This window comes from Gluconacetobacter aggeris (genome assembly GCF_014174395.1).
Classification (GTDB): Bacteria; Pseudomonadota; Alphaproteobacteria; order Acetobacterales; family Acetobacteraceae; genus Gluconacetobacter; species Gluconacetobacter aggeris.
Genome location: NZ_JABEQD010000007.1, coordinates 76,713 through 92,206, shown reverse-complemented (window position 1 = coordinate 92,206; position 15,494 = coordinate 76,713). Strand labels below are relative to the sequence as shown.

Here is a 15,494-nt window from a genome sequence, read left to right as displayed (position 1 = left end):
TATGGAACAATGGGCAAGATGAACAATTTTGGCCGGAACCTGGCCCTCTGGGTAATCATTATCGTGCTGCTGCTGTTGCTGTTCAACGTCTTCCAGCCAGGAAGCACGCAGCATGCCGCGCAGCAACTGGCATATTCCGATTTCATCGGGGACGTGAATAACGGGCGCGTGCGCTCGGTCGTCGTGCAGGACCATAATGTCTCCGGCACGCTGACGGACGGCACGTCGTTCGAGACTTATACCCCCCAGGACCCGACCCTGATCCCGCGCCTGACCGAGAAGGGCGTGGAGGTGATGGCGAAGCCGCAGGACAGCGATTCCAATCCGTTCCTGCGCTATCTGATCAATTACGCCCCGATCCTGCTGATGTTCGGCGCCTGGATCTTCATCATGCGCCAGATGCAGGCGGGTGGCGGCCGGGCCATGGGCTTCGGCAAGTCGCGCGCCAAGATGCTGACGGAAAAGCAGGGGCGCGTGACCTTTGAAGATGTCGCGGGCATCGACGAGGCCAAGGGCGAGCTGCAGGAGATCGTGGATTTTCTGCGCGATCCGCAGAAATTTACCCGCCTGGGTGGCAAGATCCCCAAGGGCGTGCTGCTGGTCGGCCCGCCGGGCACCGGCAAGACGCTGCTGGCCCGCGCGATTGCCGGCGAGGCGAACGTGCCGTTCTTCACCATCTCGGGCTCCGATTTCGTCGAGATGTTCGTCGGCGTCGGCGCATCGCGGGTGCGCGACATGTTCGAGCAGGGCAAGAAGGCCGCGCCGTGCATCATCTTCATCGATGAGATCGATGCGGTCGGCCGTCATCGCGGCGCCGGCCTGGGCGGCGGCAATGACGAGCGCGAGCAGACGCTGAACCAGATGCTGGTCGAGATGGACGGTTTCGAGAGCAATGAGGGCGTGATCCTGATTGCCGCGACCAACCGCCCCGACGTGCTGGACCCCGCCCTGCTGCGCCCCGGTCGCTTCGACCGCCAGGTGGTGGTGCCCAATCCCGATGTGGTGGGACGTGAGAAGATCCTGCGCGTGCATATGCGCAAGGTGCCGCTGGCGTCGGATGTCGACCCCAAGGTGATCGCGCGCGGCACGCCGGGCTTCTCGGGTGCCGACCTGGCCAACCTGGTGAACGAGGCCGCGCTGATGGCTGCCCGCCTGGGCAAGCGCACGGTTGCGATGCTGGAATTCGAGAACGCCAAGGACAAGGTGCTGATGGGCGCCGAGCGTCGCTCGCTGGTCATGAGCGAGGACGAGAAGAAGATGACCGCCTTCCATGAGGGCGGGCATGCGCTGGTCGCGATCCTGACGCCGGGCGCCGACCCGGTGCACAAGGCCACGATCATTCCGCGCGGGCGCGCGCTGGGCCTGGTGATGAGCCTGCCCGAGGGCGACCGCTATTCCAAGAGCCGGGCGAAATGCCTGGGCGAGCTGACGCTGGCCATGGGCGGCCGTGCCGCCGAGGAGATCATCTTCGGGGCTGACAACGTGTCGAACGGCGCCTCGGGCGATATCAAGATGGCGACCGACCTGGCGCGCCGGATGGTGTCGGAATGGGGCATGAGCGACAAGCTGGGCATGATCGCCTATGGCGATAACGGGCAGGAAGTCTTCCTGGGCCACAGCGTGACCCAGAACAAGAACGTGTCCGAAGAGACGGTTCGCGAGATCGATGACGAGATCAAGAGCCTGATCGACAGCGCCTATGCACGGGCGCGGACCCTGCTGATCGAGCATGTCGAGGACCTGCACCGGCTGGCCAACGCGTTGCTGGAATATGAGACCCTGTCGGGCGAGGAAATCCGCCAGGTGCTGCGCGGCGAGGCGATCGAGCGGGTGGTGGTGGATGATCCGATGCCGGAGAATCGCCGGTCTTCGGTTCCGCCCACGCCGCCGGCGGCGCCGCAGCCCTCGCCGGGTGGCGGGGCTGGCCTCGATCCGGCTCCGTTGCCGGGCTGACGTCGGCGGGCTGCATTTGGCAGGATGGGTAGGGAAACAGGCGGGGGGACTCCGTCTGTTTTCGTTTCAGGACCATGCCATGAGGATGGGGCGGGAGGTCGATGGACGCGTTGCGGCTGCTTGAACCGGCAGGATTGGTGTTCGGGCGGGATGCCCATGGGGCGGTGGAGGCGGGGCTGGCCCACTGGCTGGCTGGTGGGCCGGCAGCCTTTACCCTGGCGCGTTTGATCGAGGGCGATGCCGCGCGAATGGTGCGCGCGGCGGATGTGCCCGCCGACTGGCTGGATGTGCTGGCGCGCGTGACCGCGCCGCTGCCCTCGGCGGACCTCGCGCCCGGGCCGCAGGTGATGGGAATCCTGAACGTCACCCCCGACAGTTTCAGCGATGGCGGCCGCCATTTCGGGGCCGAGGCGGCGATTCGCGCGGGTATTGCCATGATCACGGCGGGGGCGGGCCTGCTGGATATCGGCGGCGAGAGCACGCGCCCCGGATCGGGTGTCGTGACGCCGGAGGAGGAATGGGCGCGCATTGCCCCCGTGCTGGCGGAATTGCGGATTCAGTCCGACGTGGCGCTGTCGGTCGATACCCGCAATGCGGGGACCATGTCGGCTTCGCTTGGGATGGGGGCGGCGCTTATCAACGATATCTCGGCCCTGCTGCACGATCCGTACGCGCTGGCGGTGGTGGCCGATGCCGGTTGCCCTGTCGTGCTGATGCACATGCGCGGCACGCCGCAGACCATGCAGCAATTCGCCACCTATGACGATGTGGCCGTCGACGTGACGCGCGAACTGGCCGCGCGGATCGACGAGGCGGTGGCGAACGGTATTGCCCGGGACCGGATCATCGTCGATCCGGGCATCGGGTTTGCCAAGAATGCCGCGCAGAATATCGAGATGATGCGGCGCCTGCCGATCCTGGCCAATCTGGGGTGCCGGGTCCTGCTGGGGACCTCGCGCAAGCGCGTGCTGGGGGAGATGGCGGGCGTGCCGGTGGCCTCGGACCGTGATCCGGCCACGATCGCCAGCAGCCTGCCGGGGCTGGAACTCGGCAACACCATCCTGCGCGTGCACAATGTTCCGGCCATGATGCAGGCGCTGAGGGTCTGGCAGGGATTGTGGACCTGCGATAAGCCGGGCAGGTAACAGGCGCGGTGAACCAGGGATAGCCGGAAGATGACAAAGACCAGAAAACTGTTCGGCACCGACGGTATCCGCGGCACGGCCAACCAGGACCCGATGACGGTGGAGGTTGCCCAGAAACTGGGACAGGCCGCCGGCCTGCGCTTCATGCGCGGGACGCATCGCCATCGCGTGCTGCTGGGCAAGGACACGCGGCTGTCCGGCTACATGATCGAATGCGCGCTGGTATCGGGCTTTCTTTCCGCCGGGGTGGACGTGACGCTGGCCGGACCGATGCCGACGCCTGCGATCGCGATGCTGACGCGCTCGCTGCGTGCCGATCTGGGGGTCATGATCTCGGCCTCGCACAATCCGTTCGGCGATAATGGCATCAAGCTGTTCGGGCCGGACGGGTTCAAGCTCTCCGACGAGACCGAGGCCGAGATCGAGGCGTTGATGCGCGCCGACCTGACGGACCGCCTGGCGACGCCCGAGCAGATCGGCCGTGCCTCGCGCCTGAACGATGCGGCCGGCCGATATATCGAGAATGCCAAGGCCTCGTTCCCGCGCGGACGGCGGCTGGATGGGCTGCGCATCGTCATCGACTGCGCCAACGGTGCCGCCTATCGCGTGGCGCCGACCGCCCTGTGGGAACTGGGAGCAGAGGTGATCCGAATCGGGTGCGAGCCGAACGGGGTCAATATCAACGAGAATTGCGGCTCGACCCGGCCCGAGGCGCTGTGCGCGGCGGTGGTGGCGCATGAGGCCGATATCGGCATTGCGCTGGATGGCGATGCCGACCGGCTGCTGATTGCCGACGAACAGGGGCGGCTGATCGATGGCGACCAGATCCTGGCCCTGATCGCCCGGTCGTGGAGCCGGCAGGGCCGGCTGAGCGCGAAGCAGGTCGTGGCGACGGTGATGTCGAACATGGGGCTGGCGCGCTGCCTGGACGGGCTGGGGCTGGAACTGGTGCGTACGGCCGTGGGCGACCGCTATGTCGTCGAGCGGATGCGCGAACTGGGCGTCAATCTGGGTGGCGAGCAGTCGGGCCACATGGTGCTGTCCGATTTCGCGACCACCGGTGACGGTCTGGTCGCGGCCCTGCAGGTTCTGGCGGTGCTGGTCGAGGAGGGGCGGCCGGCCAGCGAGGTCTGCCGCGTGTTCGCGCCCTTTCCGCAAGTGCTGCGCAATGTGCGTTTCGTCGGCAAGAGCCCGTTGCACGCACCCGCGGTGCAGGAGGCGCGCCGGCAGGCCGAGGCCGAACTGGGGACGGCCGGGCGGCTGCTGCTGCGCGAAAGCGGGACCGAGCCGCTGGTCCGCGTGATGGCGGAGGCCGAGGACCCGGCGCTGGTGGAGCGTGTGGTCGCCGGGATGTGCGCGGTGATCGGTTCCGCGCAGGAAGCGGCGTAGGGCACCGTCTTGGCCATCATGAAGGGTCGCGTCCTGGTCATCGCCGGCAGCGATTCCGGCGGCGGGGCGGGAATCCAGGCGGATATCAAGGCCGTGACCGCGCTGGGCGGATTTGCCATGACGGCGGTGTCGGCCCTGACGGTGCAGAATACGCTGGGGGTGAGCGGAATCCTGCCGGTACCGCCCGATTTCGTGGCGGCGCAGATGCGTCGTGTGCTGGACGATATCGGGGTGGATGCCTTCAAGAGCGGCATGCTGGACCGGGGAGAGGTGATCCAGGCGGTGGCGGCGGAGGTGCGGGCCCGCCCGGATGTTCCGTATGTGCTGGACCCGGTGATGGTGGCCAAGGGCGGGTCGCGCCTGTTGCAGGACGATGCCGTGGAGACGCTGATGCGGGATCTGGTGCCGCTGGCGAGCCTGCTGACGCCCAACCTGCCGGAAGCGGAGGTTCTGGTCGGCCATCCGATCCGCACGGTGGACGATATGGGCCGGGCTGCCGAAACGCTGCGGCGCGCGGGGGCGCGGGCGGTGCTGCTGAAGGGGGGGCATCTGGAGGGCGATATCCTGACCGATGTGCTGTGCGAATCGTCGGGCATCTCCCTATTTTCGGACACGCGGCTGCCGACGCGGCATACGCACGGGACCGGCTGCACGCTGGCCAGTGCGATTGCCGCGGGGCTGGCCCAGGGACTGACCCTGCGAGCGGCAGTGGAACGGGCCCGGCGCTATCTGCGGGCCGCGATCGCGACCGCACCTGGATATGGAGCCGGCGCGGGGCCGCTGAATCACGCGGTGACCGTCGATTCGGCTTGGGGAGCCCCCGGCGCCTGAGACCCTGACCGAAATGCGGGCTGGCGAGCGAGAGCGGCCCAGGGGGCCGGGCGGGACTCGTTTCGGATGCTCCTCGTTCATTCCTCCCATCGAACCGCTCGATACGGGCGGGGAATTGATGGGGAATCGTATGCATATTTCCCTGGATTCTGGCGGAATGCCGCGCGATGTACGTGACGTGGGGGTCACGCTTCGTTCATGCGGAGCGTCCGGTCGCTGTGCGCGATATTCGGCGGTATTGGCGTCTGACGGGCCGATATACCGTGGATGGCTGTCCCCGGCACGAGCGAAGCGCTTCTGGAGGCTTGATATAACATATTCGTGATCATGGGATTTTGACGCCCTAACACCGTCTAAAAAAGATTGTTTATGGAGAGTTACACACCTATAGGTAGTAACTGTAGTCACAAACAATCAATGGTTGATGAATATGCGCGTCTTGCTCGTCGAAGGGGATGGGAGTGCGGCCCGTAGTACTTCCAGCACATTGCGCTCCGTTGGCTACATGATCGACCACGCCGTGACGGGCCATGAAGGGGTCGAGATGCTCCGTCGTTACGATTATGATCTGGCATTACTTGAAATGGTGTTGCCCGATATTGACGGCTATGAGGTCCTGCGGGCGGCCAGGGCCGCGCGGTTGGATACACCCATCGTTGCCATGTCCAGTCTGAACGGCGCCCAGGCCAAGGTCAGGGCCTTTTCGGCCGGTGCGGACGATTACATCACCCGGCCCTACGATACGCCGGAACTGGCCGCCCGTATCCAGGCGATCGTTCGCCGTTCGAAAGGCTATAGCCAGCCGGTGCTTCAGGCCGGGCTGGTGAAGCTGTCGCTGGACAGCCGGGAAGTGACGGTGAAGGGGCGGCTGGTTCACCTGACCGGCAAGGAATACATGATCCTGGAACTGCTCATGCTCCGCAGGGGCACGGTCCTGACCAAGTTCGCGTTTCTCGACCATCTCTATGGTGGGATGGACGAGCCGGAAATGAAGATCATCGATGTCTTCATCTGCAAGCTGCGCAAGAAATTGCAGCAGGCTGGGGCGAAGAACGTGGTCACGACCGTATGGGGGCAGGGTTACATGCTCAGGGAAGATAGCGATGAGGACGCGCCACCTTCCGGCGTGCTGATACCGCCCCGATCGTCGGAGGAGCTGGTTCTGTCGGTGGTCTGATGACGGGGCCTGGGGGAGACGCGCTTGGATCGGCAAGAGCGCAAAAAAAAGCAGGGCCCGAAGACCCTGCGAGTTAGCGTGATGATTGGATAATGCGATGCCCCCATCGCCCTTTCCTTATGGCACTGTCAGCGGGTATCGGCCTTGATCTGAATCAAGGACGGATGAAAAGACCGAAAGGTCTGAAAGGATTTTTCAGCATGGGGCGGGCGCGTCCGGCTGGTGCGCGCTGTTTCCCTGCATCAGGGCCAGCCCTTCGGCGACCGACACGAACTCGCCCCCGCGATCGATCCGCTGGTTGCCGAAACGCGCCGCGAACAGGGCGCGCACCGCCGGGACGAACGAGGTGCCGCCGGTCAGGAACACCCGGTCGATATCGGATTCGGTCAGGCCCGCGCGTTCCAGCGCCGTGGTCACCGCACCGTCGAACTGTGCCAGATCGGGGGCGATCCAGTCCTCGAAGGCCGCCCGGGTGATCGTGCGGTCGATATGGATATCCTTGTGGTGGAAGCGCAGAATCGTGCTGTCGGCGTGCGACAGCTCGGCCTTGGCGGTGCCGACGGCGCGATACAGGGCCTGGCCCTGCTGGTCGGCGACCAGGGTGGCCAGCGCGTGCAGCCGGTCGGGTTCGGAGGCGGTGCGTGCGACATCGTCGATCGCGCGCAGGGTGGCCGGCGTGCGCATCAGCGACAGGCGGTGCCAGCGCGCCAGGCTGGCGTACCATTCGATCGGCACCGGCAGCGGTGCGCCGCCCATGATGCGATAGGTGCTGTCGCGCCCCAGTTCGGGCGAGACGACATTGTCGATGATCCGGTAATCGAACTGGTCGCCCGCGATGCCCACGCCCGCATGGCCCAGCGGAATGGCCCGGCCGATGGCGGGATCGAAGCGCAGCACCGAGAAATCGCTGGTGCCGCCGCCGAAATCGCCGACCAGGATCGTGGCCGGCGCATCCAGCCGCCGGGCGAAGCGCCAGCCGGCGGCTTCGGGCTCCAGCGCCACCGCGATGCTGCGGAAGCCGGCCTCGGCGAAGCCGTCGCGCAGGCGCTGTTCGCCGAATGCATCATCCGGCAGTTCGCCGGCGAAGCGCACCGGGCGGCCGACCGTTGCGTCCACGTCGGCCGGGTCGATTCCGACGGCGCGCATCAATTCGGCGACGAAGAAGCCGACCAGGTTTTCCAGCGTCAGGCGCCGGCCCAGCAGGCGCGTCTCGCGGAACGATGTCTGCGCCAGATAGGATTTCATCGACATGATCAGGCGGCTCTCGGCCGGATCGTCCAGATAGGCGTCGATGGCGGCGGCGCCGATGGCCTGGTGAACGGCCAGGCGTCCGCGCTCTTCCTCCTGCCACAGGCACAGCAGGGTGCGGCAGGTCTCGGTTTCGGGATGGCCGGGAAAGGCGAAGCGCGTGGTGTGGGTGTTGCCATCCGGGGTCGCGATGACGACGACGCTGTTGGTCGTGCCGAAATCGATGCCGACACGGGGGCGTGGCGTGGGGGCAGAGGACATCATCGCGGGTGAATAGGTGTTGCGGATCGGGATGTCCATCCGTGTCGTACAGCCTTACCCGGCGCGGCGGAAGGTCAGATTCAGGCGCGTGCGGCCGGTCAGCGCGTGGGTGCCCTCGGCCAGCGGATGGATGCCATGATGGGCCAGGCGGGCCGGGCCACCCCAGGCCACGATATCGCCATGCTCCAGCGGCACGCGCTGCACCCGGTCCGAACGGGCGGGACCGCCCCAGAGGAACACCGCCGGCAGGCCCAGCGAGACCGAGACGATCGGCTGGCCGAAATCGTGTTCATTGCGGTCCTGGTGCAGGGTCAGCCTGGTGCCGGGTTCGTAGCGGTTGATCAGGCAGGCGTCGGGGGTGAAGCCGGGATATCCGGCCTCGGCGGCGGCTTCTGCCGCCAGGGCGGTGAAAATGTCGGGCAGGGCGGGCCAGGGTTGGCCCGACAGCGGGTCGTGCGTGGTGTAGCGATAGCCCCTGCTATCCGAGATCCAGCCCAGTGTGCCGCAATTGGTCATGGCGACCGACATGGTCCGGCCGCCCTGGGTGGTCATGCGGCGGAAGGGCGCCGCGTGGGCGATGGCCTGGATCTGGGCGATCAGTCCGGGAGCCGTGGCGCGGGCGCGTCCGGCCAGCAGCAGGACGCCCGGCCCCAGCACGCGATCCCGCGCGCCCGATTCCAGGTCCAGGCCGGGCAGGGTGCCGGTTGCTAGTGGACGGGGCGGGGATGGCGGCATGTCCGGTCCCGCCATTCAGGGACGGTTGGGAGGGGTACGGTCGCCACTGCCCAGTTCGCATTGCAGCAGCACGACATCCAGCCAGCGTCCGAACTTGTAGCCGACCGATTGCAGGGTGCCGACCGTGCGGAAGCCGTGGCGTTCGTGCAGGCGGATGGAGGGCAGATTCGCGCTGTCGCCGACCAGGGCCATCATCTGCCGGAAGCCTCGTGCCACGCACTCCGCGATCAGCGCGCCCAGCAGCGCCGTGCCGATCCCGCGTCCGGCGGCGTCGGGGGACAGGTAGATGGAGTCCTCCACCGTGTCGCGATAGGCGATCCGCGGGTGATAGGGGCCGGCATAGGCGTAGCCGATCACCGAGCCATCCTGTTCGGCCACCAGATAGGGAAAATCCCTGGCGCGCAGTGTCTCCATGCGTCGTGTCATCTCTTCGACGGTAGGGGCCTCGATCTCGAACGACGCACAGCCATGCAGCACGTGATGGGCGTAGATCGCCGTGATTTCGGGCAGGTCCGTGGTGTGCGCGGCGCGGATTGTGACGATGGGAGAGGCGGGTGGCATGCGGGTGGTCCGGCTGGCTTGGGGGGGGTGGGATATCTATGCTTATATCGGCGGGATGAAAGATACGGACGAAATCTGCGGCAGCACGGTCCCGATGTCGATGACGACATTGTCTGTCCGTCCGGTCGGTCGGGACGATGCGCGGGAACTGATCCGCGCCAATCTGGAGAATCAGGCCTATCACGCACCATGGGCCCGGCCGTTTACCAGTCAGGACGGCTTCGAAAGCTGGTTCGCCCGGCTGGTGACCGGGCCGGATGTGGGGCTGGTGGCGTGGCATGGGGCTGCTGATCCGGTGGGCGTGTTCACGCTCAGCCAGATCGTCATGGGCGCATTTTGCAGCGCCTATCTCGGTTATTATGGGATGAAGGCGCATGCCCGGACCGGCCGGATGACGCGTGCGACGGGGCTGGTACTGGATTATGGCTTCGATCAACTGGGCCTGCATCGGGTCGAAGCCAATATCCAGCCCAGCAATGCGGCGTCGATCGCGCTGATCAGGCGGGCCGGGTTTCGGCGGGAGGGCTATTCTCCACGCTATCTGAAGATCGACGGGGAATGGCGCGACCATGAACGGTGGGCCTTCCTGGCCGAGGACCGGCCAGGAAGGAAATAGGAACCGCGAACGGCGTTGCGGTCAGTTCAGGGTGGTGGGGGTGGGCGCCTTCAGCGTTGCCGCCAGGAAGGCCTCGCGCGCGTCGTCGACATGCGCGCGCAGGACCGGGTCGGTGAGCATGTGGGTGCCGGGCAGGAGCAGCAGATTGTAGGGGCGCCCGGCGGCGATGAAGGCCTGGGTCATCTTCATGGTGTTTTCGAAATAGACATTGTCGTCGGTCAGGCCGTGCATGATCAGCAGCGGACGGGAAAGGGCGTGCGCGTAGGTGAGGACGTTGCTGACGCGGTAGCCCTCGGGGTCGGCCTGCGGCGTGCCCAGATAGCGTTCGGTATAGGCCGTGTCGTAATCGCCGAAATCGGCCGGCGGGGCGCCCGCGACGCCGGCCTTGAAGACGTCGGGCCGGCGGATGGTGGCCATGGCGGTGAAATAGCCGCCGAACGACCAGCCATGGACGCCGACATGATCCAGGTCCAGTTCGGGGTAGCGTTTGCCGAGGGCGGTCAGGCCGTCGATCTGGTCCTGGAGCGGCAGGTCGATCAGGTTGTTCTTGGTCGCGCGTTCCCAGTCATGGTCGCGACCCGGTGTGCCGCGCCCGTCCAGGCTGACGACGATGAAGCCGTGATTGGCCATGCACTGGCTTTCCAGGGACAGGCGTGGCGCGTCCAGGACCTCCTTGTATCCGGGGCCGGCATAGACGGACAGCACCACCGGGTAGCGCTGTCCCGGCTGGAAGTCGGCCGGGCGGATGATCATGGCGTCCATGTCGCGCGTGCCGGCGCGCGTGTATTCGATATGCGGCACCAGCGTCGGCGTTTCCGCGACCGTGGGCACGGTGGCCAGTACATGGCCCGCGCTGTCGCGCAGGGTGGTGACGGCGCTGCCGTCCGCGCCCGACAGGCTGTCGATGAAGCGGGTATGGCCGCCATCGGCGAAGGTTGCGCCGTGCAGCCCGGCTTCCGGCGTCAGCAGGACCGGCGTGCCGCCTTGCAGGGGCAGGCGGTAGATTGCGGTGCGGGTCCGGTCGGGGTTTGCGGTGACGGTCACGGTGCCGGCTTCGGGATCGATATCGTCCAGCGAGACGAAGGGGAGGCCGGTGGGTGTGACCGCGTGGTCCAGCGTGCCGTCGGCATTGCGCAGTTCCAACTGCCAGTGGCCGTTGCGTTCGGCGGCCCACAGGAAACCGCTGCCGTCCGGCAGCCAGCGCGGCAGGGGGCGGCCGCGCCCGTCGCCCGAGGGGCTGATATTGATCCAGGCGGGATCGCGTTCGGTGAGCAGGGTCGTGGTCTGGCCGGTGGCGGGGTCGACGCGCAGGACCCGTTCCTCGGTCTGGGCGCGGTTCAGCACCACCAGCGTGAGCGGGCCGCGACCTTTGGGCCAGACGGCGCGTGCCAGATAGGGGAAGGCGGTGCTGTCCCACTGGACCCACCGGGTCGGGCCGCCGTCGCGTGGCACGAGCCCCAGCCGGACGCGCGCATTCGCCGTGCCGGCGCGCGGGTAGCGGAATTCGACCGGCTGGGTGGCGGGGTGCTGGGGGTCGGTGATGTAATGTTTCTCGACGCCGGAGGAGTCGGCTTCTTCATAGAGGATCGTCTGCCCGTCGGGCGACCACCAGAGCCCGTCCGGGCGGGCCAGTTCCTCGGCGGCGGCGAATTCGGCCAGGCCGCGGGTCAGGGTTTCGCTGCCGCCATGGGTCAGGCGTACCGTGCGTCCGCTGGCCAGCGTCACGACATGGACGTCATTGTCGCGCACCGCCGCGACATGGGTGCCGTCCGGCGACAGGCGGGGGGCGATCCAGCCACGGCCGGGGACGTCGGAGACCGTGCTGGTCGCGACCCCGATCTGCATCAGCCGATCGCCCTGACTGACCAGGGCGGTCTGCCCGTCATCCGAGAGGGTGAAATCCGTGATGCCGGTCAGCGACATGCGCGCCCGTTCGCGCCGGGCCTTTTCCTCGACCGACAGGGATTCGGTGCCGGTCGGGCGGGCCAGTTCGGTCTCGGTTCCCGTTGCGGGATCGAAGCGCCACAGGTGCAGTGTGGTGTCGCGCGGGCCGCTGCGCAGGAACAACACCGCGCGACCATCGGGGGTTGGCTGCGCGTGGCGCGGCAGGCCCAGCGTGAAATTCCGCGTGGCGGCGAGGTCGGCGTAGCACTGGCCGCCGGCGGCGGGCGCCGCATGTGCCGCTGCCGCCAGAAGCAACCCGGGGAGGGACAGCGCCGCGCGCCGCATCAGGCGGCGGGGGCGGCGGCCGGGGGAAAGTGAAGGCATGATGGAAATCCGTCTGTCATGTCGAAAGCGCTCGACGATGAATTGACGGGGCGTCGGGTGCAAGTCGGGGGCCTTATCCTCTCGCGTGGGCGGGATCGTTTCGGTATGACACGAGGTGCCCGCTGCGTGTCGGGCATGGAAGTCTGAAGCATGTCTCCTGTCGCGCGGTTCCTGCCGCTGATCGTCATCGTTGCCATTCTGTCCTGGGCCAGCGCCTATCCCGTCGTGCGGATTGCATTGCGCGATCTGCCGCCGGTGCCGCTGGCTGCCGCGCGCTATGTCATTGCGGCGATGCTGGCCGGGGGCTGGCTGGCGTGGGCGCGCCCGCCTGTGCCGGCTCGGGGCGATTGGCTGCGCATTCTTGCGTGCGGCGCGATTGGAATCGCGCTTTACAATATCCTGTTCAATACCGGGGAAGTGACCGTCTCGGCCGGTGCGGCCAGCCTGCTGATCAGCGCCATGCCGCTGATCGCCGCCCTGATCGCGGTGGCGGTGATGGGGGAGCGGCTGTCGGCCTGGGGATGGGCTGGGTCGCTGTGCAGCTTTGCGGGCGTGGTTTTGATCGCAGAAGGGCAGGTGGGGGGAATCTCGCTGGGGTCCGGCGCGACGCTGGTCTTCGGGGCGGCGGTTTGCGGTGCGCTCTATACCACGTTGCAGAAGAGGCTGGTGTTGCGATACGGGGCGCTGCCGACCATCTGCTACATCCTGATCGCGGGGGCGGCCTGTCTGAGCCCCTGGTTGCCGCAGGCGTTAAGGGTGCTGCCGAGTGCGCCAGTGCGTTGCTGGGCGGCGGTGCTGGAACTGGGGGTCTTTCCCGCCGCCATCGGCTATGCGGCCTGGGCGTTCGTGGTCGGCCATATGGGCGCGGCGCGGGGGGCGGGGTTGCTGTATCTGCTGCCGCCGGCGACGCTGGTGCTGGCCTTTTTCCTGACTGGTGAAATCCCCAGTGTGCGTACCTTGCTGGGTGGCGCGATTGTCATGGCGGGGGTAGTGATCACCAATACGTATGGGCATCCGGGGCGGATGGGGAAGGCCGGGCATTAAGGCGCCGATTGAATTCCCTGTGAGCCCAGCAAGCTGAAGCAACGAGGTTTTTCGACAGGTGCGCCGGCCGAAGAATTGCTCATGCGGAAGATGGAGACGGTATGAAGTTTTGCGTGGTGGGTGCGGGCTTTAGCGGCGCTGTTATTGCCAGACATCTGGCTGAGGCGGCCCACGCGGTGGTTGTGGTGGATGAACGGCCGCATGTGGGTGGCAATTGTCATACCGAACGGGATGCGGAAACGGGCGTGATGGTCCATTGCTACGGACCCCACATCTTTCACACTGCGCATGAACGTGTATGGCGCTACATACAACGGTTTGGTAATTTTCGCCTTTATACCAATCGTGTGAAGGCCATCTCGGGCGGGCATGTCTATTCGCTTCCTGTCAATCTGCTGACGATCAATCAGTTTTTTGGATGCACCATGAGCCCGAAGGCAGCACGGGTCTTTATCGAAGCGAAGGCTGACCATTCCATTGTGAATCCGGTCTCTTTTGAGGAGCAGGCCCTCAAGATGGTCGGCCCGGAATTGTACGAGGCGTTTTTCCGTGGCTATACCCGCAAGCAGTGGGGCATTGATCCCGCAGAACTTCCAGCATCCATCTTGAAGCGTTTGCCGTTGCGCTTCGATTATGATGATAATTACTTTAGTCACCCATACCAGGGAATGCCCGAGGAAGGTTACACGGCTATCGTTCGAAATATACTGGATGTAAGCGGCATTGAAACAAGAATGAATTGCTCTTTCGAGTCGATTTCAAACGATTTCGATCATGTGTTCTATACGGGCCCGATCGATCGATATTTCAATTTTCGGATTGGTCATCTGGCATACAGAACCCTGGATTTCGAACGTTTTGTCGAAGAAGGAGATTACCAGGGAACCGCAGTCGTAAATTATTGCGATGAAGAGGTTCCTTACACGCGTATAACCGAGCATAAATATTTTGCACCGTGGGAAAAAGACGGTTTTTCAAAAACGGTATGTTTTCGCGAATATAGTCGGTCTGCACACAAGAAGGACATACCCTATTATCCGGTCAGGCTTGTCAATGACGGGATACTGCTCGATAATTATATAGAGATGGCACGCGAGCAGAAGAATGTTTCTTTTCTTGGGCGCCTTGGCACATATCGCTACCTGGATATGGATGTGACCATCAAGGAAGCGCTGGATGCATGTAATGTGATCGATCGTGCTCTCCAGTCTCCGGAATTCTCTCTGCCGACTTTTTTTGTCGATCCTCATTGAGGGACTCAAATGTCAAGCAGTAGCCCTCTTCGTCAAGAAAGAGAGAGGTGGGAAAGAATTCTGGTACAGATGTTCATGCGATATTGGATAATGCGAGTCGAAAATGAAGAAGTTTTTTATCAGTCTGGACAGGACGCCTGAGCGTACCGAACGCTTCCTGAGCGCCAATGCGCATATACGGGATTTTATCAAGGCGCCTGGTATCGACGGTTCCTTGTTGAATATCGATGATTTGAGAGGGAAAGGCTTCATACAGGAAAGCTGCAGGTTTACGCAGGGGGCCGTAGGGTCCGGTCTGACGCATGTCGCGTTATGGGGGAATGTCGCGCAATCGGGTATTCCCGCGCACATCTTCGAGGACGATGCGTTCCTGTGCGGAAATTTTGAGCAGGAGAGCCGCCGGATCATTGCGGGCCTGCCGGAGGACTGGGATATTATCCTGTGGGGAAACAATTCGGATACCGTCCTGCAATTCGAACTTCTGCCCGGCATTACCCGATGCATTGCCACCTTTTCTCAGGAGTCTGTCCGGGCAGGCATTCATTCGTTTGGTGAGATGAACGTATCGTCTCTGCCATTTCGGCTTGATCATACATTTGGAATCTGCGGCTACGCGATTTCGCCCCTGGGGGCGGAGAAGATGATCAGGTGTTGCCTGCCGATGCAGACGATCAATATCACCTATCCTTCCCTGGATAGCCGGATCATTCCGGCGAGTTCGATCGATCACCTGATGAATATGCATTATCGGGAAATGAAGGCTTATACGTGCTTGCCGCCATTGTGCCTGACCGATAACGAGTCGGCACAGAGCCTGAACAAATAGCACAAGAATTCATATTTCACTCGAAGGACAAAGGCTCGGTCGGCTCCTTTGTGGGGGATTTGGAAGAGGGGGCCTCGTCCGTACATATGTCAGTTCCGGCGGTGATCGGTCATCGCGTCATGCCGGGTCTATTTTGTGCTTGCCCATGCCGGTCTTTTTTGCGAAAGGCGGAAATTTCCGGCATGAG

The 15,494-nt window shown here is 64.6% G+C and carries 13 protein-coding genes; 9 read left to right on the top strand and 4 right to left on the bottom strand.

Going from position 1 to position 15,494, the window contains the following annotated elements:
• Positions 1–18 precede the first annotated feature (18 nt).
• The 5 genes from ftsH (at position 19) to HLH36_RS11425 (ending at position 6,495) form a co-directional block, all read left to right on the top strand.
• On the top strand, positions 19–1,953 hold the full coding sequence (gene ftsH, locus HLH36_RS11445; RefSeq protein WP_275943790.1) for an ATP-dependent zinc metalloprotease FtsH: 1,935 nt from the start codon (positions 19–21) through the stop codon (positions 1,951–1,953).
• A gap of 101 nt (positions 1,954–2,054) precedes the next feature.
• Positions 2,055–3,098, top strand: a complete 1,044-nt coding sequence (gene folP / locus HLH36_RS11440) for a dihydropteroate synthase (protein ID WP_182986503.1) — start codon at positions 2,055–2,057, stop codon at positions 3,096–3,098.
• Between the two features lie 30 nt (positions 3,099–3,128).
• Positions 3,129–4,487, top strand: coding sequence for a phosphoglucosamine mutase (glmM, locus tag HLH36_RS11435; protein WP_182986502.1), 1,359 nt, complete (start codon positions 3,129–3,131; stop codon positions 4,485–4,487).
• A gap of 18 nt (positions 4,488–4,505) precedes the next feature.
• Positions 4,506–5,318: a bifunctional hydroxymethylpyrimidine kinase/phosphomethylpyrimidine kinase gene (gene thiD, locus HLH36_RS11430; protein ID WP_182986501.1), complete on the top strand. Its 813-nt coding sequence runs from the start codon at positions 4,506–4,508 to the stop codon at positions 5,316–5,318.
• Positions 5,319–5,748: 430 nt separating this feature from the next.
• The gene (locus HLH36_RS11425; protein WP_182986500.1) at positions 5,749–6,495 is read left to right on the top strand and encodes a response regulator transcription factor; all 747 of its coding nucleotides are present in this window, start codon (positions 5,749–5,751) and stop codon (positions 6,493–6,495) included.
• Between the two features lie 195 nt (positions 6,496–6,690).
• Here HLH36_RS11425 and HLH36_RS11420 read toward each other — a convergent pair whose 3' ends face one another.
• From HLH36_RS11420 to HLH36_RS11410, 3 genes are read right to left on the bottom strand one after another with little or no spacing between them, the layout of a single operon-like run.
• A complete protein-coding gene (locus HLH36_RS11420) occupies positions 6,691–8,004 on the bottom strand; it encodes an Hsp70 family protein (protein WP_182986590.1) in 1,314 nt (437 codons plus the stop codon).
• A gap of 54 nt (positions 8,005–8,058) precedes the next feature.
• Complete coding sequence (alkB, locus tag HLH36_RS11415; RefSeq protein WP_220792807.1) at positions 8,059–8,739, bottom strand: DNA oxidative demethylase AlkB; 681 nt, start codon at positions 8,737–8,739, stop codon at positions 8,059–8,061.
• A 15-nt stretch (positions 8,740–8,754) separates the two neighbouring features.
• Positions 8,755–9,300, bottom strand: a complete 546-nt coding sequence (locus tag HLH36_RS11410; protein ID WP_182986498.1) for a GNAT family N-acetyltransferase — start codon at positions 9,298–9,300, stop codon at positions 8,755–8,757.
• Here HLH36_RS11410 and HLH36_RS11405 point away from each other — a divergent pair.
• A complete protein-coding gene (locus HLH36_RS11405) occupies positions 9,281–9,916 on the top strand; it encodes a GNAT family N-acetyltransferase (protein WP_246376749.1) in 636 nt (211 codons plus the stop codon). The two genes, HLH36_RS11410 and HLH36_RS11405, sit on opposite strands and share 20 nt — an antisense overlap.
• Before the next feature lie 21 nt (positions 9,917–9,937).
• Here the strand turns inward: HLH36_RS11405 and HLH36_RS11400 are convergent, their stop codons facing one another.
• Positions 9,938–12,184, bottom strand: coding sequence for a S9 family peptidase (locus HLH36_RS11400; RefSeq protein WP_182986497.1), 2,247 nt, complete (start codon positions 12,182–12,184; stop codon positions 9,938–9,940).
• Positions 12,185–12,334: 150 nt separating this feature from the next.
• Between HLH36_RS11400 and HLH36_RS11395 the strand changes: the two genes are divergently transcribed.
• The 3 genes from HLH36_RS11395 to HLH36_RS11385 all read left to right on the top strand — a co-directional run bounded on the left by HLH36_RS11395 (position 12,335) and on the right by HLH36_RS11385 (position 15,307).
• A complete protein-coding gene (locus HLH36_RS11395) occupies positions 12,335–13,228 on the top strand; it encodes a DMT family transporter (RefSeq protein ID WP_182986496.1) in 894 nt (297 codons plus the stop codon).
• A gap of 101 nt (positions 13,229–13,329) precedes the next feature.
• Entirely contained in the window at positions 13,330–14,481 is a 1,152-nt protein-coding gene (gene glf, locus HLH36_RS11390; protein WP_182986495.1) for a UDP-galactopyranose mutase, read from the top strand.
• Between the two features lie 103 nt (positions 14,482–14,584).
• Positions 14,585–15,307 (top strand): glycosyltransferase family 25 protein, encoded by a 723-nt coding sequence (locus tag HLH36_RS11385; RefSeq protein ID WP_182986494.1) that lies wholly within the window; start codon positions 14,585–14,587, stop codon positions 15,305–15,307.
• The last annotated feature ends 187 nt before the right edge of the window (positions 15,308–15,494 follow it).